The sequence below is a fragment of the Sulfurimonas sp. genome, assembly GCF_029027405.1.
GTDB lineage: Bacteria > Campylobacterota > Campylobacteria > Campylobacterales > Sulfurimonadaceae > Sulfurimonas.
The window spans coordinates 1,746,086-1,770,168 of sequence record NZ_CP093396.1 but is presented as its reverse complement, the minus strand read 5'-3'; the positions used below and the strand labels follow the sequence as shown (position 1 = coordinate 1,770,168).

Sequence of the window (24,083 nt, the reverse complement as noted above, 5' to 3'; positions counted from 1 at the left end):
GTCATGTATGAGTGAAAATAAAGAGCAAATTAAAAAAATATCTTTAGCTATTTTGATAGGTCTTATTGCTTTTTTTCTTTCAATGATTTTATTTAATACAACTCAAGCCTCTCTTTTAGGTCTTATAGCTTTCTTAGTTGTACTTTGGACAAATGAGGGTTTACCTTTAGCTGTTGTATCTTTACTTCCTATTGTTTTGTTTCCTGCTTTTGGTATATTAAGCACAAAAGCTACATCTGTAAATTATGCACATCCTATAATTTTTTTATTTTTGGGAGGCTTTTTGTTAGCTATTGCGGTTGAAAAAAGTAATCTTCATATTTTTATATCTGATAAAATGCTCTCACTTTTTCCAAATACACCACGAGGTATAATATTTTCTCTTACAATAACCTCTGGTCTTTTAAGCTCTGTTCTATCTAACACAACAACCAGTCTTTTATTAATGTCGATTGCTCTTTTTATAACAACAGATATAAAATTAAAACTTAGATTTGCTTTGGCTATTGCTTATGGTGCTAGTGTAGGTGGGATTTTAACTCCTATTGGTACACCGCCAAACCTTATATTACTAGGTATTATGAGTGAAAAAGGTATGGAGCCAATTGCTTTTTTTCAGTGGATATGGATGGTTGCTCCGCTTGTTTTCTTGATGTTTATAACAGTAAGCCTTCTTCTTAGTGTAGGCGTGAAAAATGTGTCAATTCAGAGAAAAACAATAAAGAAAACGCTAGATGCAACTCAAAAAAAGATTTTATACCTAATGGGTGGATTAATTATTTTACTACTTTTAAATGCACCCATGGAGCCTTTTTGGGGTGGTTTAGGTCTTAGTGAAGCAGGTATTCTTCTAAGTATGGGATTACTTTTATTTATGCCACCTTTTAATGTTCTTGATTGGATGGACGATAAGGCAAAAATTCCATATAGAATAATGTTTTTGTTTGGAGCAGGATTTTCTATTGCTAAGGCTTTTGGTTATACAGGTTTAGCAGATGAAGTAGCGTCATATTTGATTGTTATGACATCTTTACCTCCGATACTATTACTTCTGTCAGTTGCGATGCTAATTACTTTTACAACAGAGATAACATCTAATACAGCACTTATATCAATAATGCTTCCAGTTATTTACTCAGTTGCACAGCAAACAGGCATAAATGCCACTCTTTTTATGATGGTCGCTACACTTTGTGCAAGTTATGCTTTTATGCTCCCTATTGCCACTCCACCAAATGCTATTGCTATGAGTAGTGGAGCAGTTGATGTTAAAAGTATGATTAGGTATGGTGTAGTCTTAAACTTTGTTGGTATAATCCTAATCGTGTTAATCGCAGAGTTTTTTTTCAAAGGTATTTTATGATAGTTGTTGATTATACTCTTTAATTAATGGTTTTGTATCCTCTAAGAGTAAAATTGGCTCTATGAAAGGAGCTAGTTTACTTAAAAAATCAAGTAATGACATAATTGGTGAAGCATAGAAAAACTTTATTTTATTATTGTACTGCCATAGTTGAGATGCATATTGATAGATAGAGTAGGGGTTATCCCCGATATTATCTTCATTTTTATCAAATCCACTATATCTATCCCAATAGTTATACTCAACTATATTTGAATCAGACCTATAACCCTCAGTACTTTTGACAATGTCATCAATATTTCCAACAAATTTATTATTTGAAATAGTATTGTTTCTTATTACAAGGTGAAAACGGATAGCTTCTTTATTAAAAGATATATCATTATGTTGTATATCTCTTTTCATTCCTATTTCAGTTGCTTTAGAATCTATATAGATGCCCTTAGCATTAAACTTTATAATGTTTTTTTTGAGGTTTAATCCAGATACACCATTGAGCATTACTCCGATACCAGCAGCTCCTTTGGAACTTTTTATAGAGTTATTTATAACTGTTGTGTTTTTTGCTCCTATAAGCATTATTGAAACAGAGTTATATTTGTAACTATTTTTTTCAATTGTATTGTTATGAGAGTTACCAAGATGAAGAGCAAATCTATTATTTATAAAAGTATTATTTTTGATTGTATTATTATTTGAGTAGTTAAAAGTCACATCTCTTGATTTATCCACTATATTATTTTGTATAAGGTTATTGTTTGAGTAGTAGAATTTTAAAGCATTTCCTCTTTGGCTGATTTCTTTGTCTTTTGAGGATATATAATTATTTGAAATTATAGAATTGAACCCTCTGAACAAGCCAGATGATTCTTCTTTATACTAATATTCTATCATTTTAAAAATTCTCTTTCAATTTTGAAGTGAGTTTCTGTCTTGTTTTTCTATATTTCTACTATTTATTAGCATGTTAGAACCTTATTTTGTTCCTTTTGTATCAGTTCCTAGCCCTTACCAGTGCAGGTGTCCGTCTCAGATTATAACAAGCAGCCAACATAAAAAAGTGTTGTTGATTTTTCTCTATTCCCCGATATCTGGTTTTTCTGAAGTTCATATGTTGTTTTATAAATGCGAATGGTAATTCCACGAGACATCTTATCTTTGAGAATCTTGTATTATTTCTTGATTGTTTAGGTCTTAGTTTCGATTGACCTCTTACTCGTCTTTCAACTATACCAGCAAAAATACCTTTTGCTCTTAGTGCCACTTTTCTTGCCTTTTGCATATAGCCGCTATCTGCGAATATTGCTTTATTTTCATCTTCTGTCAGCTTATCAAACTGTGTACTATCGTGTGTTGATGCAGTTGTAGCTATTACTTTTTTGATGATACCGTTTGTATCAGTTGCTATATGCATCTTTAATCCATGATGTTTACGACCTCTTTTTGAAGTATAGGTTGCATCAGAATCATGGGCTTTATTTGAAATAACTTTACCCTTGTCATCTTTTTTTCTCTTTGGTTCGCTTGAGTGGATGAGAGTAGCGTCTATAAGAGTTCCCTCATTGAGTATAAGTCTTTTAGATTCCATCATCTTTTTTACTTCTTCAAATATATCACCAAGTATCTCTTCTTTGATAAGCTTGTTTCTAAATTTACAAATAGTTGTTTCATCTGGAATAGTATCTTCATCTCTTATATCAAGAAACTTTCTGAAGCTTATACGGTCATGTATAAGCTCTTCGGTCATTGGGTCTGACAATCCATACCAGTTTTGTAAAAAAAGTGAGCCTACTAATATCTTTGATGGAATAGATGGTCTTCCTGTCTTACCTTTGTTGGGTTTGTATACATTTTTCTCTATAAGTATCTTCTCAATAGCTTCAAATGGAATAATCTCTTTCATCTCATTTAAAAACTTCATACTCTTCTTACCACCTTGGTATTTCATGGCATGGTCAAAAAAACTTAGTTGCATATTTATCCCTCAAACTTGGCTTCTTAGTATATTTATTTTAGCTAATTATTGGTTTGAGGGAGGTTAAGTTAAATTGCTTGATTGTTCAGAGGGTTCAATTATTAACCATAGACATATTTATCCCATAAAGAGAGTTTAGTATTTTACAGTTATTTATTTCAATATTATCACTTTTATTTATATATATGGCAGAATTTAACTCATACATTTTACTACCGCTATTTGTAATAGTTATATTTTCAAGGATGACATTTGAACTAGTTATTGTTATTACATCTTTAAGGGAATTTCCATCTATAATGGCTTTTTTATTCTTACCAACAATTTTAAGTGGTTTATTGATGATTATATTTCCTATGTAGATGCCATCTGGTAGTTTTAATGTTGAACCAGAGGGAGCATTATCTATAGCATCTTGAAGGATATTTGAATATAAAGATGTTAAAAAAAATATAGTAAGTAAAAATATTTTCATATTTTATATAACTTTAGTAAAAGCGATGAATCTCTTCCATGATATTTGAAAAATCAATATCATCACCTTTTTCTTGTAAAAAATCTAATAAGTACTTTTCACTAGCATCTATACTGTCATGTTTTTCTATTTCCAAAAGTCTTGCATATAAATCAGAAATAATTTCTATAACATGTTTAGAAATATTTTTTCGTGAAGCATGATAACCAATAATTTTGCCTGTATCAGTGTCTTTTCTTATTTCGAATTCTGTAAAAATCCAGTAGTACCTTCCATCTTTAGCTAAGTTTTTTACAACAGCATTTATATTCTTTCCTGATGAAATTGTTTGCCAAAGAAGTTTAAAGACAATACTTGGCATATCTGGATGTCTTACGATATTATGAGGTTTTCCTATAAGCTCTTTTTGAGAGTAGCCTGATACTTCTATAAAATAGTCATTACAATAGGTTATTTTACCTTTTTCATCTGTTTCACTAATAATATATCTTTTAGCATCCAGAGGAATCTCTATATCAAGTGGAATAGGTTTATTCATTTTATATTCTTCCATTTAAAAGTCTTATAAGAGCGTCCGAAATATCCTTAAAGTGCATAATTCTTTTTCCATTATGCTCTTTGAAGTATTTCTCAGCAGATGCGTAAGTTGCAAAGGCAGGTAAATCATCTCCAGCAGGAGATATTACATTTGCGCCATAAACAAAGAAAGCACCTTTTGCATTGATTGGTTTTAGTGTACTAAAGTCTGTAACTAAAATATCTTTAAAATCTGATTCACTTTTTACTCCAACATCAAACCACTTCCCAGGTTGATGATAAAACTCTATCATAGATTTTGGGCTAGAAAAAAACAAAACTTTGCCATTGACAAGTTCTATTTTAGACACCCATTTAGGTTCTTTATAAACTTTTATATGTCTTACCAAACAATCACTTTCTCTTGTAAAATTCATCTCATAAGAGAGTAAAACACTAGATGCTAAAACTACGGCTAATATTACTTTTATCATGTTGATTTCCTTTCTGGCACTAAATGCCGATGCCCCCGTGGTTGAAACCTAAGTGGGGTATTAAACTAAATCTTTTTTCTCAAATATTTTAAACCCAAAAAAGGCAAAAAATAGACCAATAAAAAGTGGGTATGCAATAGAGATAAGTACAAATACTGTTTGACTCATAGAATCAAGTATATAAAATGCAACTGGTCCCATAACTGTTAACTCTGGGTCAAATAGTGATATAGCAGCAACTCTAAATATTTCCATTGGATTTACTAATGCTATAAATATTACTAGCTCTTCATTAAATCTATTTTGCATCATTAGTGAAATTAATGCAATATCAATAAATGCTAGTAAAAATATCCATATAAAAAAAGCAATGCCAAGAGCAACTTCACTTGATTTTACAAAAGAAGAGATAAAAAATGCTATACCTAAAAATGCTCCACTCATAGCAAATAGTAAACCAGTATATAAGAAGAAAATATCCCAAGGAATTTCTGCACCTTTAATAGCTCCATAAACAACTGCAATTATCATTGCAAAAATAACAGGAAGATAAACTGTAATAAATCGTCCAATGATTTTACCCCAATAGTATTGCTTTAGTGAGATAGGGAAAGATAACATATATTCTAAAATATGATTATCTCTATCCCCTGAAATGGAGCGAACAGTTGTGATGAGTATAAATATTGGTAGTATAACAATAGTAATTTGTATATACATTAATAGGAGTCTGCTTAATCCACTAAAGCCCATAACTTGAGACTCTGTTACTCCTGCTATGAAAAATAGAGCAATCATTCCACCAAAAACTAGTGAATAAACAACAAACCATTTAGCTCGTATGGACTCTTTTAAGTCTAAGTATGCGATTAGATATAAATTTTTCATTTGTTTCCTAGTATTTGTTTTCTTATTTTTGGGTTTGTCATGTTTTCACCCCTTAACATTTTTACATTAACTTCTTCAAATGTAATTTGAATCTTTTTTTTATTTTCATAAGCACAAAATCCATAAGACATAGGAGTTGTTTCACCTATTGTATAGTTTGCATTTTTAACATCTATAAAACGGAGCGTATCTTTTGAAAAAACATTCATTTTCGCTTTTTTTATTTCATGTTCATTTGCCCACAAAATCATACATCCAATATCGTCAAAGTAGTAAGTTTTTCCATTTGTACTTAAAGATGAACTATACTCACTAGATTTTCCAACTTCCATATTACATTGTGGACATATCTTTGTTTCATTTTTTACTTCGTTGGATGAACTTTGAGTTGAGTTACAAGCAGTAAAAAACAGAAGTAAAAAACTAAATAAAAAACTAAACTTTTTCATCTGATACTATTTTACCAAGGTCCATATATATTTGTCTATTTACTAAGTCTTTTACTTCTTCTAGTCTATGAGTAACAAAAAGAAGAACTTTTTCTTCTTCATTTTGCTTCAAAAGTCTATAAAAATCATCTCTTGCCACTGGGTCTAAGTTGGCTGTTGGTTCATCGTAAATGATGATATTACTCTTTTTTGCAATAGAAATCGCAATAAGTAACTTTTGCTTCATTCCACCACTAAGTTTAAAAAATGATTTATGCATATTTGAGTTAATATCAAGTTTCATCTCATTTGCATAGTGTATTATTTTGTCTTTTTCAACATCAGCACTTATCGAAATATACTGTATAAGCTCACTTATACTTAACTTGATTGGAGGTGGAAGTTGAGGAACAAAACTAATCTCTTTTAATACTTCTATCCTCTGTTTTATTGGGCTTAGTCCATTTATTAGGACTTCACCAGCATCTGGATGATAATAACCCAAAATAGAACGAATAAGAGTTGTTTTTCCAGCACCATTGGCACCCATTAGTGCAATAGATTCATTTTTGTGAAATTCACAACTAATATTATCAAGTGAAATATGTGAAGCAAATTTTTTTGTTAAGTTATTTATTTTTATCATATTTATACCAAGCTTTTTAATCTAAAATCAAATTTAAGTGCGTCTTCATGGCAAACATCTACACATCTACCACAAAGAGTACAGTCAGCCCCTGTTATATAGGCATCTGTTATATTCTTTTCATCTATTTGTTTTTTATACTTTGCCTTAGTTATTTCTAAGACTTGAGGTTCAAAACACACATCATGACAAACCATACAGCTATCACAGCTATCATTCCACTCAATTCTTAGAGCCGAAACTTTACCGATATATCCATAAGTAGTACCAATAGGACAAATATATGTACACCAAGCACGACGAGAGAAGAAAACTTCCATAATTAATACTAATAGAACCCAAATAAGTGCTAAACTCCAACCATATGCCATCATTCTACTCAAAATACCAACAACATTGATAGTTTCAAATACAATAAAACCACTAGTAAAAGAAAGAATCAAAAATATTGTCCAAAAGATATGTCTTACTCTATGATCAAACTTTCTACTTTTAATGATTTTTTTATTTACCAAAGTATTATGCCATTTTTCACCAATTTCACTAAGTATACCATAAGGACAAACCCAAGAGCAGTAGCTCCTTCCACCAACCATGAGATAGACAATAACAATAGTACTAGTCCCAATTATTATGTTTATAGGTAAATGAAAGGTTGCTAAAAACACTTCCATAGTCATATAAGGGTCAATCATATGAAAGCCCAAAAATCTAGAACCACTTAATGTTCCCTCAAGTATCTGTAAATCAATAAAAAATGATAAGAAAAATAATAGATGAATTGCAATAACAAGAATCCATCTTTTCATTCTATAACTAAATTTTGACTTTCCATCTTTTGTTACATCAAAAAATGTAGACCAAAAAGAAGTATTTTTTATAGTCTCTTTGTTGTTATACTTATCCATTTTTTATTTCTTTTGCTCTTTGGCTTTCGCTGGGAATTCTCCAATTTCTTTTGCTAATCTTTTTAAATCAGCATCTTGAAGTTTTATAAGAAGACCTTTCATTATAATATTTTGTTTTCTTCCAGCTTTAAAGTCTGCTAAATCTGTATAAATTTTTTCTTCACTTTGACCAAAAAGTTTAGGTCCCATCATCGCTTTGCCATTTTGGAAGCCTGAACCATTAACACCGTGACAAGCAGAACATTTACTTTTGTATTCTCTACTTACTTTAAAGGCACCCGCATTACCTGCCTTATCTCTAAGAGCATTTAATGCATCATTTTCTTTTTCTCTGTTAGATTTTTCTTCTACTTTTGTAAAACCATTATCTGTATCTCCAAAATCTTTAATAACTTTAGCATGATTCCCACCATGATAAACAGGGTCGTCCATAGCAGTAAACACAGCCAATGCAACGACGACAAGTGTTAAAAATCCTACAATTATATTTTTCATTATTTATTTCCCATTATTTAGTTGTTTATTGAACTCAAATATTTCATTAGCAATTTCACGAATTTCTTTTTCATCCATCATTTTAACTAAATCACTCATAAGTACATTTTTGTCTTTATTCGTTTTAAACTCAATAATCTTTTTATAGATATAGTCACTATCTTTACCAAGGAGTGAAGGTCCAACGACACCATTCGCATAATCACTATGACAAGCAGAACACTTAACTCTAAAGTTTAGACTTAAATTATTTTTAACATTAGAAACTCTAACACTTTGGTATGGACTTCTAATATTCATATTCGCTTCAACACTTGTTCTTGGTTTAACTCGTACAGATGCATCTTCATTTGCTGGTTGAGCGTTCTGATCATAAGCACTCTTAATGTTGTAATCATAATAGTATGATTTTTCTTGAGATTTATCTGCCTCTTTTTCTTCAACTTTTATGGCATGTGCATTTTCATTTTTAACTATTTCAATTTTAGAAGTTGTAACTACATTTGATGAGTTGATTTTATTTGTATTTTTTGTCTCATTTGAGTCACTACATCCCGAAATCATTATTAAAGTTAATAAGCCAACGGCATATGCTAAAGTATTTATTTTATTTTTTTTCATTATTTTTCCTAAGTTCTGTTTTCGTAGTATTGTTCATATGTAACTCTTGGTTTCACAACTATTGATGGGATTGTAGTCGGACAAACTTCTTGACAAACTCCACAGCCTATACAGCCATCATAAATTTCTGGGCGTTTTCCATTTCCATCGTTAATCATAGAAATAGCATTAATTGGATTTGGTATTGGGCACATATCTGCACATAGTGTACATTGCTTACCTTCAAATTCATCAAATTTTGCAAGCATTTTTTCTTCATATTCTGTTAAGTTATTCACAGAGTTATGAAATTTATGCATTTTATCATTGAATCCAGATGGAATAGGCGTATTTGTTATTGCTATACAGGTATCTGGAAATTCTAAAACAGCTATTCCCATGTGTATATCTTCTGCTTTTTCACAATTATGATCAAGCGCTCCACTTGGACATGCAAGAACACAAGGAACAGCTTCACAAGCATAACAAGCTCTAACATTAGCATCTATAAAAGGAGTTCCAACTCCATGACCTTTTGTGAAGTCAGCTAATTCTATAGAGTGATAAGGACAAACCTGAAGACATTGACCGCATTTTATACAAAGTGCTAAAAAATCTTTTTCATTTACTGCACCTGGAGGACGAAGTCTGTTTTCTGCTCTTAGAGGGTATGGTGAAAATAATATTCCTCCACCTAATACCAATCCTAATATTCCAAGTGTAGAATACTTAACAAACTTTCTTCTGTCAGTTTGTAGTTTTGCCATTTCTATCCTTTTCTCATATTTAAGTTTTAGTGTAATTTAACTATTGGCTTTTCATCTTCAAATAAGAAGATAGGTTTTGTAAATGGAGCTAATTTTGCTAAAAAATTTAGTAAAGAAATAACAGGACTTCCATAAAAAAATTTTACATTAGGGTTATATACCCAAAGTTGGTCTGCATATTGATATACTCTATGAGGAGTATCTCCTACATTATCTCCATCTCTATCAAATCCAGCATAGTTGTCCCAATAGTTCTCTGATATATCATTTTTATTAGTCTTTGCACCTCTACTATCATTTACAACATCTTCAATATTTCCTAATATAACATTATTTTTAAGAATATTATTCTCACTTAATGAATGAAAATGTATAGCTTCTGCATTGTATAAAAACTTGTTTCCAATTAACCAGTTTTTTGCATCTGGTTCAAAAGGTGATCTATCTATATATATGCCTTGCGCACAGTAAATTATACTATTGTCTTTTAGTGTAAAATTTGAAACATCTTTTAAACCAATCCCCATGCCTGTTGCACCTAAAGAACTTCTAACAGTATTACCTGTTGCTATAGTGTCTTTTGAATACATGAAAAATATACCAACACTATTAAATTTATAATGGTTGTTTTTTACTATATTTTTACCAGCGTGCATAAAATGTAGAGAGTATCTTCCATGTTCACCACTGTTGTCAACTATTTCATTTCCATGAGAATACCAAACGACCATATCTCTAGATTTCACTAAAGAGTTGTTTTTTATGATATTATCATTTGAATACCAAAGTCTTAGACCATCTCCACGAAGTCCTAAATCCAAATCTTTTGAAGTTATTTTATTGTTTGAAATTATGGAGTTACTTATCATTTGCATATCTATACCAAAAAGACAATCATCAATAACACAATTACTTATTTCACAATGTTTTCCTTCTGATATAGATATTGCAGAATCCAAATTTTCATGTCTATCGCCACTATTTGTTATTCTTAGGTTTTTGAGAGTCACATAAGAACTTTTTATAGTAATAACAGTGCCTTTTCCCTCAGCGTCTATAACTACACCATCTTCTTTTCCTATAATTGTTATAGGTTTTGTAATAGTTATATTTCCTTTGTATATTCCAGCTGGAAGTCTTAGGATAGAGCCTTCAGGAGCATTATCAATTGCATCTTGGAGTATATTAGCATTTAAGAAGCTAGAAAAAATAAAATAAAAAAGGACAAAGAATTTGAGCATTTAATTCCTTAATTTATAGTTGCATCTCTTTGAATGCTTTTTGCTTTGCAAAAAATGCTAACAGGCTAAATAAACCAATAGCGACAATCATATAAAAACCAATCGATGGATATGAATGAGTGATAAATTGAGCGATTTTACCATCTCCAAATACAGTAGGCATAAAAGGTTTGATGTTAAATGCTCCCCAATCATGTAAGTTATGACCAAACCAATATAACCAATATGAATAATCAGCCATAAAAAGGATAGGTAGAGAAGCTGGAACTAACATAAGGTAATTTAAAATTTTATTGTTATAAGCAATAAAATATATCATACCAAGAGAGAGTAAAAGCAGTGCATAGATGCCAATTTCACGCTCAAATATTCCACCAACCCACATAGGGTCCATTCCAACATAATGATTGATTGTATTCATTTCATGAACTTCTCCACTATATCCATCAAAGTGAAAATATACAGGAATGCCTTCAGGAAAAGCTTCTTTCGGATAGTTAGGTGCTTCTAGTGATACTGCCCATATAGGTAGAGAAGCAGGACCAATTTCTGATGAAGAAGTTATCATTTCAGATAGATTATTGTGAGCTTCTTCTGGAGTAGAAACACTCTTATATCTTCCTTGATTATAGATGCCCCATATCTTTGCACTAAAAGAAGAAATTTTATTACCTTCTTGTTTATCTATTTGACTTAAAACACCATTGAAAGCGAGCATTGGAAAAGTGAAAGAAAAAGTTAAAATAAGTAAAGATAATGTTGCGAAAACTCTTGCTTTTATAATACTTGGATGCATATAAAACCTTTAAAAATAAATTTAAGTTATTATAATATTAATTATAAATAATATGATTGATTTATGTCAATTGATAAAAAGGATTATACAGAAATTTTATCAAAATATGGTTAAAGAGTGTTAGCAAAGAGCATAAAGCTCTTTGCTAAGCAGAGTGTTAAAACTTATTTTTTAGAATAAGTTTGCATTAGTGTCAATCCATTTTAGGTACTCAATAATGTCTTTTGTTTCTTTTTTGTTCATATGTTGATTAGGCATTTTTAGATTATATACATCTATCATTGCTTTAACATATGGGTCATGCATCATTTTTTCTGGATTCATAATGAAGTTAGTTACCCATTTTTCACCATTTTCATGTCTTTGGAGTACACCTGTAAGGTCTGGACCTGAAGATACTTTACCAATAACATGACAACCAGAACAACCACCTTCGCCAAATGCTCTTTCACCAGCTTGAGCTGAAGAAGATTGCTTAGTAGCAACAAGTCTAACTAGTGCATCTTTTGCTCTAATTCCAACATCTGCTGTTTTAACCATTAGTTGCCAAATCATATTTTCAAAAAGTATAGCTTTTTCAATATTACCTTTTTTGTATTCAGCATCAGCTAGTTTTTTCTGTGCTGGGATTTGTCCATATTGATCAAACGCATCAGTTACTAAGTCAGCAACAACTTTATGCTCACCAAATTTGTTTTCTTTTAAGAAAGCAACAACTGATTGGATTACAGCATCTGTAGCATCATTAACTGCAACAGTTTTTTTGTATTCAGCTTTTAACTCAGCAGTTGTCATAGTTTTCATTTTAAGTTTTTTAGCAGAAACATAAGTCTTTTTAGGGTCTTTAACCATAAGGTAACCCATCATTTCTAAGTGAAGTGCAGAACAAAACTCTGTACAATAGTAAGGGAAAACACCCTCAATATCAGCAATAAATTTCATTTCAGTAGTCTCACCTGGCTCCAATGAAGAGTGAACATCAAATCCATCAACAGTAAAACCGTGAGTTTCATCTTGAGCACGCTCTAAGTTAGTCATATAGATTTTAACTTCATCACCTTTGTTAACTGTAATTCTCTCAGGGTTAATGTGAGATCTAACAAATGTAGCGTAAATAGTAACAAATTTACCTTTAGGGTCTATTTTACCTTTCGCATTGCGTCTTTCAATTCTTTCTTGACCAGCTAAAGTTTTACCAACATGAATCTTACCTGTTTTTGAGTTAGTACCCATTGGATATCTTACGTGCGGATTCAATTTTGAAGCTCTAATTGCAACAGCTTGGTGAGGCTCACCTAAAGGTAGAGGCATATCAACAAGTAAATCCATTGTTTTACCACTAATATCAATTAATTGATGATTTTGCGGGTGAAGAGGACCAACATTTTGGAACCTATCAATCGCAAGTTTGTTAAGAGAAATAATATACTTACCTTGAGGGTCAGCAGACTTTCCTTCCATTCCAGCTAAGTGTCCAACATTATAATGAACATTTTCTTTGTCAAGAACTTTTAGAGTTAAATAGTTCCATTTAACAATTTGTGAATCAACATAAAGAGAAGTATAAATCTCACCTTTTACATTTGAATATTGATTATGTAATGGCCCAAGTCCTAGTTCTATTTGACCATGTAGAGATGATTTCATATCTAAGATAGGAATACCATATGGGTCTCTACCAACATATTTTTTGTTTTTGATAAGTTTTTTAATCTTACTCCATTTAAAAACAGAAGCGTGAGTGTCTAACTTACCACAAACTGTGATATATTCACCATCAGGAGAAACATCAACACCATGAGGTGACTTTGGTTCTGGAATTAAAAATAAAGCATTGTTAGCAACAGCTACACTCATAGGAATTATTTTATGTCCATTAACAATTTTTACATTTTTCTTATTTTTAGCTATCTTAGCTAATTTTTTCCAGTTGTAAACATGTAAAAAGTCAGTATCATTTCTTGACATACCAGCTTCATTTGGTGGCATACCAACTTCGATTCCACCTGTATACATTTCAGTGTTAAAAGAGTTTGTGAAACCCCAACCATCACTCACACCTTTACCTGCATCACTTAAATCTTGCATATATGGAGGCATCTCAATAGTAAATGAGTCTTTAGGAATAATTCTACCCTTCTTATAGTTGAATTTCCACATTGTCACACCACCACGGTATGTTTCTTTATACTCTTCAATTGGATGATAGAAGTTATCAAAGGGAGCAGCATATTGTGCCGCCTCAATAATATAGTCACTATTTTGAGTAAAAAAAGCACCACCGTGAGCTGATTTGAAAACTGGGTTAACAGTTATTTGTTTAGTTTCAAAGTCATGTAAATCAATAATCGCGATACGAGGGTTTGCTTTATCATTAATAGCTAACCATCTACCATCATATTTACCATCTTTTTCACTAAGTGCAGGGTGATGTGTGTCTCCCCAATTTATTTCACGACCACGAATATTACCTTGTCTTAAAATTTTAAGACTGTCAACATCATAACCATACCCTTGCCAAGGCTCAGGTGTAAATACAGCAATATATTTCAAAATTCTCATAGATGGAACACCATAAACAATTACTTGTCCAGATTGACCACCAGAACTAAATACGATAAACTCATCCCGTCCACCAGTAGGGTTGTAAGTTTTCGCAGCACGAATAACATCGTTTTCCGTTAGGCCTCTTGCCTTCATAACTTTTTGTAGTTCACCACCAGCAGCAGATGCAACTGTTGCAGCTAAAGCTGTTCCTACAAGAAATGAAGTAAGCTTATTAAAAGTTTTGCTCATAATTCTTCTCCTTAAAATTCTTTTCAGTATAGAAATATACTCAAATGATATGTAATATTATTACATTTAAGAAGCTGATAATTTGACTAAGGTCAAAATAAAAGATTAATTTTGTTTTTTAAGTTTATAATGAGAAATTAAGTTGTCTAAATTAATCTTTAAATTTTCTAGCTTTTGAGTAGAGGTCGTTAATTCTTCTAAAGACTGGATAATTATATCTTCTTTCTTTGTAAGTTCTTTATCTATTGAGTCACTATTGTCCATTGCATAGAGTAAGGTAAGTATATCTTCAATATTATTTTCTACAAGTTCTAACGATTCATAAGAATTTTTAATAGAGTCACTTGAATATTTAAGTGAACTATTTACTTTATCTACTAAAAAATTAAAGTTATCAGATGCCTCAGTTAATTCTTGAGAACTATTTTTAATTTTAATAGGTTTAAGCTCTTTGATACTTGAATTATTAATAATATTACTAGAAGTTTTTCTAAACTGTTGAATAAACTCCATAGTACTTTGAAGTTGAGTAAAAAGATATAAAAGTAAAAACACTAAAAAAGCAAAAAGTGTATATTGCAAGTTTTTATAATTATTTAGAGTTTTATCAAAATATAAATTATGTATATTTATTAATTCATTGAATTTTATTACTAAATTTATATTTATTCTATATATTTCATTTACACACTTTTCAAGTAATATATTAGAATATGGTGTAATTATTTTAGAATTATTTCTAAAATGTTGCACTTCAAGGTAAAATTTATTCCATAAAAGAACAATCTCTTCACTTTTATTTTTGATTGATAAAGAGTCAATCTCTTCTAATACTTTATTTTTGTTATCAAGGTTATTTAAGAATTTATTAATAGAGTCATCCAATTGTTTTGTTGATATTTGATTGTTTTTCTTTTTATTTTTGTAAATATAAAAAATATTTTTTGATATTTCTTGAGTAAAGGCTTTTTGATTGTTTATAACATCTAGAAGATTATTATTTACTTTATTTTCGTGATAGATATAATTTGATATAAATGCTAAAGCGATTGAAGATAAAAATATAAAAACTCCTACTATTTTAATTTTAGTCATTTCCTATCTCCTTAAGTTCATCTTTATTTAGTATTATTACTTTGCCTTGTATTATATCGATAATATTATTTCTCTTTAGTCTATTTAAAACACGAGATAGTGTTGCAGGTTGAATATGTAATATTAGTGATATATCATGTCGTTTTAGCTTATTGAACATTTCTAAGTCAGATTCAAGCATTTGTGCAACTTTTTGAACAGCGTCAAAAATAAATTCACGATTAACAAGGGAGTCTAGTTTTTGAGACTTGAGAGCAATTTCTTGGAGTAATTCTAAACATAAAAGATTTTTGTGCAAAAAAAGATTTCTAAATTGTGCATAATTAATACTAAGAATTATAGAATCTTCTGCAAGTGAAATATTTGAATAAGAAGTGATTGTATTGTTATTTATGTCGGTGATATCAGAAAGAAGAGAATTCTTATATATATAATATAAAAAAATTTCATTTGAGTGTTTGTCGATTTTGTATGCTTTTGCTAATCCATTCACTAAAAATACTAAAGAAGAACTTTGTTCTTTTTCATAATGAAGTATATAGTTTTCATTTAGTGATTGAATGCTAGAGATTGAACATAGTAATATAATCTCTTTTTCCTTGAGAGTTTTAAAAAAATCCAAAGAGTTTAGAGTATTTTTTAGTGACACAATAATCCTAGTTTTTACTTTTTACACAATCTTTTTGAGAAATATCGAATTTAAATAATTGTGCAGATGTTTTTGCACTTATGTAAATATAAGAAGTGTTTATACCAACTACTAAGAATTTACTTGATGATTGACATACACCTAAAATTATGGCTTTTTTCATTCTGGAGTGATCTTCTTTTTTTATGACTTCATCACTTTTTGATCCAGTTTTAATTTTAAATGTATAAACAAGTGTTAGATTATTTGCTTTTACAGAGATTAGTGTTGTATATTTATCGACAATTTGAGGAAGCGTAGATGAAATTTCCTCGGCAACTAAGTTAGTTATTTTTTTGTTTTGTGATTTCATCTCTTTATCTGGGAAAGTACCTGTTCTGGTTGGTATATCAGATGCAAAAGATAGCATAAAGATTGAGATTAGGATTAGAAGTATTTTTTTCATTTTTAATAGACTCTTTTTTATATGTATTATACACAAGTAAAGTTGATAAGTATTTAAAGTGGCAATACTTTTATTTAGGAGTGAGACCAAAAAGGCCTCGAAAAGATTTAGTCTTGTTGTTGACGCATATAAGATGGAATATCTAAGAAGTTATCATCAAAGTCTCCACCAACAACTATTTTTGGACGAAGAATAGCTCTTGGCGCTGGTGTTTCTCCAACAAAGTCAGGGTCATTTGTGCCATTTTGTAAATCTTTCTCAAACCCAGTTGCAACTATGGTTATTTTTACATAGTTTGGTGATATCGTTTCATCAGTTGAAGTACCAAATAAAACTTCTGCATCTTCATGTGCGCTTTCATGCACAACATTCATAGCATCTGAAACTTCCATAAGTGGAAACTCAGGGTGCATTTTAAAGTGAACTAAAACACCCATCGCACCATTTATAGTCATATTATCTAAAAGAGGAGATTCTATTGCTGCTTTTATAGCTTCATAAGCAGCATTTTCACCTTCAAATTCACCAACACCCATCAGAGCCATGCCTTTATGACTCATTACAGTTTGCAAGTCGGCAAAGTCAAGATTAATATCATTTTCTCCACTTGAAAGAATAACACCAGAAGTTCCACTAACAGCTTGTGCTAAAACACCATCTACTATTTTAAAACTATCTTTTAAGCCAAGTCTTCTATCTATAATAGAAAGTAGTTTGTCATTTGGAATAACAACTATAGAATCACTTTCTTTTTTCAATTCTTCTAGTCCAGCTTCAGCAAGTTTGAGGCGTTTTTTGCCTTCAAAACCAAAAGGTTTAGTAACTATAGAAATAGTTAAAGCGCCAACTTCTTTTGCTATCTGGGCAACAACAGGAGCCGCACCAGTTCCAGTACCTCCACCAAGACCAGCAGATATAAAAACTATGTCAGCACCTTCAAGAGCGCTTCTTATTTCATCATAATTCTCTAATGCAGAATCTTTTCCAACACTAGGCTTCATACCTGCACCTAGACCCTTGGTGAGTTTAGTCCCTATCTGAATCTTTGAAGCACTTTCTGCTTCTCGTAATACCTGTGCATCTGTATTTATCATAATCATTTCGATGCCAGTAACACCTTCTTTCACCATATGACCAATCATATTACCACCACCGCCACCAACACCGACAGCTATGATTCTCGCACCGCTTAAGTTTTTTGTTTCTTCTATATTAAATGCTTCCATTATCTCACTCCTTTAAAATAACTGGGTTGCCCAGTTCCAAAACTTGACTAAAGTTCCAGCTTCATCACTCTTTTTCTCTTTTTTAGATGGTAGAATAACCATTTTATCTATCTTCTCATCTTCTGAAGGAGCAACAGGAATCTCTGGCTCTTCTTTGAAGTTAATATTACTTTGTGCTACTGGTGTCTCATTGGAGTGTCGAACACGCTTATTTACATCTATTTCATAAGGAGTAAATGAGGTTGAACTATACATAATCAGACCAACAGCACTTGAGTATTCTGCACTTCTCAAGCTATCAAAAAGCCCACTCATTTCTATGGGACGAGCAAGACGAACAGGTACTGAGCCAAAAGTAGCTATGGCTAAATCTCTTATTCCTTCCATTTTTGAAAATCCACCAGTTAGTACAATACCAGCACCAAGTTGATCTTTAAGACCACTATTTTCAATAAACTGAGCTAAAATCATAAGAGTTTCTTCAACTCTTGCATAAACCACATTATGAACAACTTCAAGGGAAACTTCATGTGTAGTTGTCTCATCACCAATAATAGGAAGCTCTATAAGTTCATTACTTGGAGTCAGTAGAGAACCATAACTCAACTTGACGCTATCAGCAATATTTAGTGGAGTATGAAGAGCCATTGATAAATCGCTTGTTACATGATTGGAACCAACTCCTAAAAAGTCATTGTATCTTATAGAGTTGCCAGAGTGAATAATAATATTACTTGTATTTCCACCCATATCTATAACAGCAACACCTAACTCTTTTTCATCTGTATTTAGAGTTGCGATAGAAGAAGCATAACCATTTAAAACAATATTTTCTACTTCAACTCCAGCACCTCGAACAGCTTTTTTAAAGTTACTTAAGTTTGACTTTTGAGTAGTGATGATGTGCGTTTCAACTTCAAGTCTAGATGCATTCATACCTAAAGGGTCTTCAATATAGTCTTGGTCATCAACTTTAAAGTTAAAAGGAAGAGCATGAAGCACATCATACTCATTTGGAATATTTGCATTATACAAAGATGTTTGCATAACTCTTTCTATCTCTTTGAAACTAATCTCTTTATTTTGAATATTTACTATTCCGTTAGAGTTTAAGCTTTTCGTATATGCTCCAGAGATTGAAACTATAGCAGTTTTAACATCGCTTCCAGAAACTCTTTTAGCATCTGACAGGGCAACTTTTATAGATTTGGAGGCTAACTCAATATTTGTTATACTTCCTTTTTTTAAGCCTTGTGCCTTGGAAGTTCCAGCACCTGTAATAGCTATTGAACCATCATCAGAAACTTCGGCGATGATTGCACATATCTTTGTAGAGCCTATATCAATGGCTAAAACAGTTTTACTCAACTTAGAGTCCTTCTAAAAATATCTCTGTTTTGTACTTGTTTTGTAGGTTTTTAACTATACCTTCATTAAACAAAGCACTTTTTAATCTAACAATAGAATTGTTTGGATTAGTGTTAGTATTGCTAAGCAGTTTTTGTTCCAAAATGTTATACAAAACTACATTTCCATTTTTTAAAATTATAAAACCTTTTTTTTCTTTTGATGAGAACAAAGAGATAAGAAATTCATTTGCTTGTTTTGTTTCTAATTTTGTTAATTTTATGGCATCAGAGTTCGTGATAAAGTCAGTTGTAGTCCCTTTAAATGTTGCTAGAGAGTTTTTCGCAAGTTCAAGTAATTTGATTGTTTTTTGCTCTTTTACATACATTGGCAAAATATCTTTTTTGGCTTCTTGAAAAGACTTCATTTTTGAAGGGTTTGTCTTGATTAGTTTGAATGTAAAGTACTCATCATTAACTATAACAGGTTTTAAGTATGGAGATTTTTGAGAAAGTTTAGAAATCTTTTCAAAAGCTTTTATTCCAAATAAATTATTAGATGCTGATATAGTAATACTTAAAACTTCTACATCTTTTTTAAGTTCATCTTTTTTGTATGCTACATATGCCCTTAGTGCAGCCTCTTTTGTTGCTTTGTCATTTAACTCTATAATAACTGAAGCTCTAGCTCCTTCTAATGGTAATAGTTTTGAATCGACATCCTTAAAGTGGGTTTTATTTGCATTGTAGTGTTCAAGTATTTTACTCTCTTCATATTCGTTTGATACCCGTTCTTGTTTTATATATTCAACTTCATATTCAACTTCACTCATGAAATTTTGTTGTTGAATTTCCCAGTAAGGTTTTAGAGCCGCATCTGAAGTATCAATATTTATTTGTTTATCATTTATAACTTTATAGTCGATTTTATCTGCAATACTAACGATAGTATCTATGATTTTTTCTTCATTTTTGCTAATTTTAACAGGAAGTAATTTGAATGTTTTACCGATAAGTAACTCTTTTTTTACATCTTCTTCGTACTCTTTTAGATTTCTATTGTTTCTTAAAAGGACCTCTTTGTAAATCTCTTTATTAAAAACTCCATCTTTAAAGAAATAACTTTGAGTTCTTATTTCATCTAAAATTTCTTTATCACTAATCTCTAAGTCATAAGAAAGCGCAAGGTTTATAATAAGTGCTTGATCGATTAGTTGTTTTAATGCTTGTTTTTGTAAGCCAAAACTTTTTGCTTTTTCTTCATCAAAATTACCTTGAAACATTTTGTTGTATTGAGAATATAAATCAGAATATGTTTTTTGTAATTCACCCATTGTTATGTTAACACTACCAACTTTTGCTACTGAACCTGCTTTATCTCCATAGCTGTACTGTCCCCAACCCACAAAACCTGCTCCAACAAAAGCTATTGTAGAAATCCAGATAGTTATAATGAGATATTTTTTATGTCTTTGCATCCATTGAATCATTTAATATTACCTTATATGCGTTATTTTTGTAATTTTAGGTAAATTCGTATTAAAACTTGATAAAATTCCGTTATGAAAAATGAAGAACTTAAAAATAGGGACTTAAGTGTCCTTTGGCATCCATGTACGCAGATGAAAGATCATGAAACATTACCTTTAATTCCTATAAAAAAAGCTCACGGTGTTTGGCTTGAAGATTATGAAGGAAATAAGTTAATTGATGCAGTTAGTAGTTGGTGGGTAAATATATTTGGACACACAAATAAATATATAAATGAAAGAATAAAAAAACAGTTAGACACTTTAGAACATGTAATTTTAGCAGGATTCACGCATGAGGGTGTAGTAGAATTATCAGAGCGTTTAGTAAAACTAACACCAAAGGGGTTAGAAAAATGTTTTTATTCTGATAACGGCTCAAGTGCAGTAGAAGTTGCTCTAAAAATGAGTTACCATGCACATCTTAACGATGGTATTAGTGGAAAAAATGTTTTTGTTTCGCTAACAAACTCTTATCATGGTGAAACTATTGGTGCTCTTAGTGTAGGTGATGTAGAGTTGTACAAACAAACTTATGAGCCACTCCTTTTAAAAACTTTACAAACTCCAGTTCCATCTAATATGAGTATAGAAGCTGCAAAAATGGCTGCTGATAAATTTGAAAAGTTATGTAAAGAAAAATCAGATGAAATAAGTGCAATTATATTGGAACCTTTAGTACAAGGGGCAGGTTATATGCACATGTATCATGCTGAGTTTTTAGTTTTAGTTCGTCAAATCTGTGATAAATATAATGTTCATTTGATAGCAGATGAAGTAATGGTTGGCTTTGGTAGAACAGGAGAGTTATTCGCCTGTGAAAAAGCGAATATAACTCCTGACTTTTTGGTTCTATCAAAAGGTTTAACTGGAGGTTATTTACCTCTTTCTGTTGTGCTAACAACAGATGAAATATATGCAAAATTTTATTGTGACTACAATGAACATAAAGCATTTCTACACTCACACTCTTATACGGGAAATGCTCTTGCTTGTGCTGCTGCCAATGCTACCCTTGATATATTTGAAAATGATAATGTTATACAAAACAATAAAAAAATTTCCAAATATATGGGTGATAAACTAGAAAAATTTTTAGAGCTAGAAAATGTTGCTTCCATAAGACAAACAGGCATGATTTGTGTCGTTGAGTTAAAAGGTTATGAAGCATCAGAGCGTATAGGCTTAAAAGTGTATCAATACGCTTTAAATAATGAGGTTTTATTAAGACCGCTTGGTCATGTTATATATTTTATGCCTCCCTATGTTATAACTAACAAAGAGATTGATAAAATGATGAATGTGGCGTTTGAGGCTATTGAAGCGCTATAAAGAAGACTTTACAATTTGTAAAATATCATCAGATAGCACAACACCTTGGCTATCATAAATGGTGTAATTTATGTTTTTAAAAATTATCATTGTTGGCAATTGATAAACATCATAAGCTTCTGCAATTTCTGGATAGTCATCTGTATTTACTGCAATAATTGAAATATTTAAATCTTCTTCATCAACTTGCTCTAGTTCAGTATCTAGTGCCATACATGCATCACAAAAATCAGAACCAAACTTTAAAATAACTATGTTGTTCTTTTTAAACTCAGCATCTAATGTATCTTGAAAGTTATTGTCATCTACTTCAAATATTGCCATTTATATCTTCCTTTTTAATCAAAATTATAATCACTTCTTGAACTATCTAGTAGTAAAAGTCTGCAACTTTTTTCTAAAATTGCTAACTGTTTTGCCATCTCATGTAAATCTCTGTTAAAAGAGTAAACTCCATAACCACGAATAACCATAATATTTGTTTTTTTAGTTTGAAAATAATACGCGATTTCACTTTGTGCTCTCTCATACCAATCTTCAAATTGTTTAGGGTTTACTATTTCAATAGAACCAAGTTCTTTAAATCCAAAGTAATCTTTTGGAGTTATGATATTGTGTTCAAGTGAGTAGGCTGTTGTAAAAGGTGGCATCGAAAAAGAAACAAACTTAGCATCTGAGATTTGAGAGTAGATGCTAAAGTGAATACTTGAGTCAATACTTGCTTGATTCCATCTATAATCTTTTTTGAAATACAGTTCTATTAAAGAGTTGTCATCTAAAGCGTCAAAAATAGCTTCTTTTGTGTTAATAATAAAACGATTTGATTCTGTTTTAGCGGATAATGAACCATGATAGATGCCAAAAAAATCTTTTCTAAACATAGATAATGCCAATGTAGATAAATTACCTTTTAAATGCTCTCTGTTCATCTTAAATCCTTTTTATTTAAACCAACTTTTCATCTTCTCGATAGCAGAGTCTAAAACACCTTCATGTGGTTTAGACTCTATACCAAAAGAGTCTTGAAGTTTTGTCAAAAGTTCTTTTTGTTCATCATTTAATTTTTTAGGATAAATTATGTTTACTTGAGCGATTAAATTTCCTTTACCATGTCCGTGTACATCTTCTATACCTTCACCTCTAAATGTAAAGTGCTGTTTATCTTTTGTACCAATATCAAGTTTTAACTCTAACTCTCCTCTTAAAGATGGAATAGTTAAAGTTTCTCCAGAAACTGCTTGAGTGAAAAATACTGGTATTGCTATATAAACATCATTTCCTTCTCTTTGGAAATGTTTGTCAGGTTTTACGCCAAAGGTAACATATAAGTCTCCTCTTGATTCACGCTTCCCAATATTTCCTTTGCCAGATACTCTTAGGCGATTACCTTCATCTATACCTTGTGGAACCTTAATAGTAACAGACTCTCTTGTTTCTTCATAGCCATTTCCATGACAATTTTTACAAGAATCTGAAGGAGCACTTCCAACACCATTACAAACAGGACAAGTTTGAGAAAAAGTCATAAAACCTTGTTTTATAAAAACTTGACCTTGACCTTTACACTGTTTACAAGTTGAAAGTTTTGCATTTTTAGCACCTGTACCTTTACATGGTTTACAAGCTTTCTTATATGTAAATTCTACTTTTTTTTCACAACCAAAAATTGCTTCATTAAAAGTTAGATACATTTCTACATCTAAATCAAGGTTATATTTTTCCATATCTTGTGGGTTTTGACGGCGACTTCGTCCTCCACCTCCACCAAAGCCATTGAACATTTCTTCAAACATAGAACCTAGGTCATCAAAACCACTAGAGGAGCGACGACTGCTGCCACCCATACCCTGAAGACCTTCTTTACCATAACGGTCATATACACTTTTTTGTTGTTCATCACTTAGGCATTGATATGCTTCATTGCATAGTTTGAATTTTTGCTCAGCTTCTGCATCCCCTTGATTTTTATCGGGGTGATACATCTTAGCCATCTTTCTATAAGCTTTTTTAATGGTTGCTTTATCAGCACTTTGTGTTACTTCTAATATTTCATAATAGCTTAGTTCTTGCATA

The 24,083-nt window shown here is 31.1% G+C and carries 26 protein-coding genes; 2 read left to right on the top strand and 24 right to left on the bottom strand.

The features are described 5' to 3' along the window. The first annotated feature begins 7 nt into the window (after positions 1-7). Complete coding sequence (locus tag MOV42_RS08440) at positions 8-1,363, top strand: SLC13 family permease (protein WP_324170755.1); 1,356 nt, start codon at positions 8-10, stop codon at positions 1,361-1,363. Here MOV42_RS08440 and MOV42_RS08435 read toward each other — a convergent pair. The 21 genes from MOV42_RS08435 to MOV42_RS08335 form a co-directional block, all read right to left on the bottom strand. Beyond that, a complete protein-coding gene (locus MOV42_RS08435; RefSeq protein WP_324170754.1) occupies positions 1,358-2,221 on the bottom strand; it encodes a NosD domain-containing protein in 864 nt (287 codons plus the stop codon). The genes MOV42_RS08440 and MOV42_RS08435 overlap by 6 nt on opposite strands. A 136-nt stretch (positions 2,222-2,357) precedes the next feature. Next, a complete protein-coding gene (locus MOV42_RS08430) occupies positions 2,358-3,338 on the bottom strand; it encodes an IS5 family transposase (protein WP_324170753.1) in 981 nt (326 codons plus the stop codon). Between the two features lie 94 nt (positions 3,339-3,432). Beyond that, positions 3,433-3,813: a hypothetical protein gene (locus MOV42_RS08425; protein ID WP_324170752.1), complete on the bottom strand. Its 381-nt coding sequence runs from the start codon at positions 3,811-3,813 to the stop codon at positions 3,433-3,435. Positions 3,814-3,826: 13 nt separating this feature from the next. After that, the gene (locus tag MOV42_RS08420; protein ID WP_324170751.1) at positions 3,827-4,366 is read right to left on the bottom strand and encodes a PAS domain-containing protein; all 540 of its coding nucleotides are present in this window, start codon (positions 4,364-4,366) and stop codon (positions 3,827-3,829) included. Continuing rightward, positions 4,353-4,823: a nitrous oxide reductase accessory protein NosL gene (locus MOV42_RS08415; protein ID WP_324170750.1), complete on the bottom strand. Its 471-nt coding sequence runs from the start codon at positions 4,821-4,823 to the stop codon at positions 4,353-4,355. Before MOV42_RS08415 ends, MOV42_RS08420 begins: the two co-directional genes overlap by 14 nt. Positions 4,824-4,883: 60 nt before the next feature. Then, complete coding sequence (locus MOV42_RS08410; RefSeq protein ID WP_324170749.1) at positions 4,884-5,711, bottom strand: ABC transporter permease; 828 nt, start codon at positions 5,709-5,711, stop codon at positions 4,884-4,886. Then, positions 5,708-6,160 carry a hypothetical protein gene (locus tag MOV42_RS08405; RefSeq protein ID WP_324170748.1) on the bottom strand — a complete coding sequence of 151 codons (453 nt, stop codon included), beginning with the start codon at positions 6,158-6,160 and terminating at the stop codon, positions 5,708-5,710. Before MOV42_RS08405 ends, MOV42_RS08410 begins: the two co-directional genes overlap by 4 nt. Beyond that, complete coding sequence (locus MOV42_RS08400) at positions 6,147-6,785, bottom strand: ABC transporter ATP-binding protein (protein ID WP_324170747.1); 639 nt, start codon at positions 6,783-6,785, stop codon at positions 6,147-6,149. The genes MOV42_RS08405 and MOV42_RS08400 overlap by 14 nt, the downstream gene beginning before the upstream one ends. A gap of 2 nt (positions 6,786-6,787) precedes the next feature. After that, positions 6,788-7,693, bottom strand: coding sequence for a NapH/MauN family ferredoxin-type protein (locus tag MOV42_RS08395; protein ID WP_324170746.1), 906 nt, complete (start codon positions 7,691-7,693; stop codon positions 6,788-6,790). 3 nt (positions 7,694-7,696) lie between these two features. Beyond that, on the bottom strand, positions 7,697-8,188 hold the full coding sequence (locus MOV42_RS08390) for a c-type cytochrome (RefSeq protein WP_324170745.1): 492 nt from the start codon (positions 8,186-8,188) through the stop codon (positions 7,697-7,699). 3 nt (positions 8,189-8,191) lie between these two features. Further along, positions 8,192-8,809, bottom strand: a complete 618-nt coding sequence (locus tag MOV42_RS08385; protein WP_324170744.1) for a hypothetical protein — start codon at positions 8,807-8,809, stop codon at positions 8,192-8,194. 8 nt (positions 8,810-8,817) lie between these two features. Continuing rightward, entirely contained in the window at positions 8,818-9,555 is a 738-nt protein-coding gene (locus MOV42_RS08380; protein WP_324170743.1) for a 4Fe-4S dicluster domain-containing protein, read from the bottom strand. Positions 9,556-9,581: 26 nt separating this feature from the next. Further along, entirely contained in the window at positions 9,582-10,796 is a 1,215-nt protein-coding gene (locus MOV42_RS08375; RefSeq protein WP_324170742.1) for a nitrous oxide reductase family maturation protein NosD, read from the bottom strand. A gap of 13 nt (positions 10,797-10,809) precedes the next feature. Then, on the bottom strand, positions 10,810-11,592 hold the full coding sequence (locus tag MOV42_RS08370; RefSeq protein ID WP_324170741.1) for a cytochrome C: 783 nt from the start codon (positions 11,590-11,592) through the stop codon (positions 10,810-10,812). Between the two features lie 171 nt (positions 11,593-11,763). Then, positions 11,764-14,388 carry a Sec-dependent nitrous-oxide reductase gene (gene nosZ / locus MOV42_RS08365; protein ID WP_324170740.1) on the bottom strand — a complete coding sequence of 875 codons (2,625 nt, stop codon included), beginning with the start codon at positions 14,386-14,388 and terminating at the stop codon, positions 11,764-11,766. 105 nt (positions 14,389-14,493) lie between these two features. After that, the gene (locus MOV42_RS08360; RefSeq protein ID WP_324170739.1) at positions 14,494-15,483 is read right to left on the bottom strand and encodes a hypothetical protein; all 990 of its coding nucleotides are present in this window, start codon (positions 15,481-15,483) and stop codon (positions 14,494-14,496) included. Further along, positions 15,476-16,132, bottom strand: a complete 657-nt coding sequence (locus tag MOV42_RS08355; protein WP_324170738.1) for a Crp/Fnr family transcriptional regulator — start codon at positions 16,130-16,132, stop codon at positions 15,476-15,478. Before MOV42_RS08355 ends, MOV42_RS08360 begins: the two co-directional genes overlap by 8 nt. 7 nt (positions 16,133-16,139) lie before the next feature. After that, positions 16,140-16,577 carry a hypothetical protein gene (locus MOV42_RS08350; RefSeq protein WP_324170737.1) on the bottom strand — a complete coding sequence of 146 codons (438 nt, stop codon included), beginning with the start codon at positions 16,575-16,577 and terminating at the stop codon, positions 16,140-16,142. Between the two features lie 107 nt (positions 16,578-16,684). Then, on the bottom strand, positions 16,685-17,803 hold the full coding sequence (gene ftsZ / locus MOV42_RS08345; protein WP_324170736.1) for a cell division protein FtsZ: 1,119 nt from the start codon (positions 17,801-17,803) through the stop codon (positions 16,685-16,687). 12 nt (positions 17,804-17,815) lie between these two features. Further along, positions 17,816-19,171: a cell division protein FtsA gene (gene ftsA / locus MOV42_RS08340; RefSeq protein ID WP_324170735.1), complete on the bottom strand. Its 1,356-nt coding sequence runs from the start codon at positions 19,169-19,171 to the stop codon at positions 17,816-17,818. 1 nt (position 19,172) lies between these two features. After that, complete coding sequence (locus MOV42_RS08335) at positions 19,173-20,639, bottom strand: peptidylprolyl isomerase (RefSeq protein WP_324170734.1); 1,467 nt, start codon at positions 20,637-20,639, stop codon at positions 19,173-19,175. Positions 20,640-20,711: 72 nt separating this feature from the next. On the opposite strand from MOV42_RS08335, the gene MOV42_RS08330 reads away from it, so the two are divergent. Beyond that, positions 20,712-22,010 carry an adenosylmethionine--8-amino-7-oxononanoate transaminase gene (locus tag MOV42_RS08330; RefSeq protein ID WP_324170733.1) on the top strand — a complete coding sequence of 433 codons (1,299 nt, stop codon included), beginning with the start codon at positions 20,712-20,714 and terminating at the stop codon, positions 22,008-22,010. Here MOV42_RS08330 and MOV42_RS08325 read toward each other — a convergent pair. Genes MOV42_RS08325 through dnaJ form a run of 3 tightly spaced genes read right to left on the bottom strand, consistent with a single transcriptional unit; the run spans position 22,005 to position 24,082 of the window. Next, the gene (locus MOV42_RS08325; RefSeq protein ID WP_324170732.1) at positions 22,005-22,334 is read right to left on the bottom strand and encodes a thioredoxin family protein; all 330 of its coding nucleotides are present in this window, start codon (positions 22,332-22,334) and stop codon (positions 22,005-22,007) included. The genes MOV42_RS08330 and MOV42_RS08325 overlap by 6 nt on opposite strands. Before the next feature lie 14 nt (positions 22,335-22,348). Next, on the bottom strand, positions 22,349-22,939 hold the full coding sequence (locus tag MOV42_RS08320) for a class II aldolase and adducin N-terminal domain-containing protein (protein WP_324170731.1): 591 nt from the start codon (positions 22,937-22,939) through the stop codon (positions 22,349-22,351). Positions 22,940-22,951: 12 nt separating this feature from the next. Further along, positions 22,952-24,082 carry a molecular chaperone DnaJ gene (dnaJ, locus tag MOV42_RS08315; protein ID WP_324170730.1) on the bottom strand — a complete coding sequence of 377 codons (1,131 nt, stop codon included), beginning with the start codon at positions 24,080-24,082 and terminating at the stop codon, positions 22,952-22,954. Position 24,083: the final 1 nt, after the last annotated feature.

What these genes read in the sequence shown, in the direction of transcription:
- MOV42_RS08440 (WP_324170755.1), top strand. Translation starts at nt 8, where the DNA reads ATGAGTGAAAATAAAGAGCAAATTAAAAAAATATCTTTAGCTATTTTG.
- MOV42_RS08430 (WP_324170753.1), bottom strand. Translation starts at nt 3,338, where the DNA reads ATGCAACTAAGTTTTTTTGACCATGCCATGAAATACCAAGGTGGTAAG.
- MOV42_RS08425 (WP_324170752.1), bottom strand. Translation starts at nt 3,813, where the DNA reads ATGAAAATATTTTTACTTACTATATTTTTTTTAACATCTTTATATTCA.
- MOV42_RS08420 (WP_324170751.1), bottom strand. Translation starts at nt 4,366, where the DNA reads ATGGAAGAATATAAAATGAATAAACCTATTCCACTTGATATAGAGATT.
- MOV42_RS08415 (WP_324170750.1), bottom strand. Translation starts at nt 4,823, where the DNA reads ATGATAAAAGTAATATTAGCCGTAGTTTTAGCATCTAGTGTTTTACTC.
- MOV42_RS08410 (WP_324170749.1), bottom strand. Translation starts at nt 5,711, where the DNA reads ATGAAAAATTTATATCTAATCGCATACTTAGACTTAAAAGAGTCCATA.
- MOV42_RS08405 (WP_324170748.1), bottom strand. Translation starts at nt 6,160, where the DNA reads ATGAAAAAGTTTAGTTTTTTATTTAGTTTTTTACTTCTGTTTTTTACT.
- MOV42_RS08400 (WP_324170747.1), bottom strand. Translation starts at nt 6,785, where the DNA reads ATGATAAAAATAAATAACTTAACAAAAAAATTTGCTTCACATATTTCA.
- MOV42_RS08395 (WP_324170746.1), bottom strand. Translation starts at nt 7,693, where the DNA reads ATGGATAAGTATAACAACAAAGAGACTATAAAAAATACTTCTTTTTGG.
- MOV42_RS08390 (WP_324170745.1), bottom strand. Translation starts at nt 8,188, where the DNA reads ATGAAAAATATAATTGTAGGATTTTTAACACTTGTCGTCGTTGCATTG.
- MOV42_RS08385 (WP_324170744.1), bottom strand. Translation starts at nt 8,809, where the DNA reads ATGAAAAAAAATAAAATAAATACTTTAGCATATGCCGTTGGCTTATTA.
- MOV42_RS08380 (WP_324170743.1), bottom strand. Translation starts at nt 9,555, where the DNA reads ATGGCAAAACTACAAACTGACAGAAGAAAGTTTGTTAAGTATTCTACA.
- MOV42_RS08375 (WP_324170742.1), bottom strand. Translation starts at nt 10,796, where the DNA reads ATGCTCAAATTCTTTGTCCTTTTTTATTTTATTTTTTCTAGCTTCTTA.
- MOV42_RS08370 (WP_324170741.1), bottom strand. Translation starts at nt 11,592, where the DNA reads ATGCATCCAAGTATTATAAAAGCAAGAGTTTTCGCAACATTATCTTTA.
- nosZ (WP_324170740.1), bottom strand. Translation starts at nt 14,388, where the DNA reads ATGAGCAAAACTTTTAATAAGCTTACTTCATTTCTTGTAGGAACAGCT.
- MOV42_RS08360 (WP_324170739.1), bottom strand. Translation starts at nt 15,483, where the DNA reads ATGACTAAAATTAAAATAGTAGGAGTTTTTATATTTTTATCTTCAATC.
- MOV42_RS08350 (WP_324170737.1), bottom strand. Translation starts at nt 16,577, where the DNA reads ATGAAAAAAATACTTCTAATCCTAATCTCAATCTTTATGCTATCTTTT.
- ftsZ (WP_324170736.1), bottom strand. Translation starts at nt 17,803, where the DNA reads ATGGAAGCATTTAATATAGAAGAAACAAAAAACTTAAGCGGTGCGAGA.
- MOV42_RS08335 (WP_324170734.1), bottom strand. Translation starts at nt 20,639, where the DNA reads ATGATTCAATGGATGCAAAGACATAAAAAATATCTCATTATAACTATC.
- MOV42_RS08330 (WP_324170733.1), top strand. Translation starts at nt 20,712, where the DNA reads ATGAAAAATGAAGAACTTAAAAATAGGGACTTAAGTGTCCTTTGGCAT.
- MOV42_RS08325 (WP_324170732.1), bottom strand. Translation starts at nt 22,334, where the DNA reads ATGGCAATATTTGAAGTAGATGACAATAACTTTCAAGATACATTAGAT.
- MOV42_RS08320 (WP_324170731.1), bottom strand. Translation starts at nt 22,939, where the DNA reads ATGAACAGAGAGCATTTAAAAGGTAATTTATCTACATTGGCATTATCT.
- dnaJ (WP_324170730.1), bottom strand. Translation starts at nt 24,082, where the DNA reads ATGCAAGAACTAAGCTATTATGAAATATTAGAAGTAACACAAAGTGCT.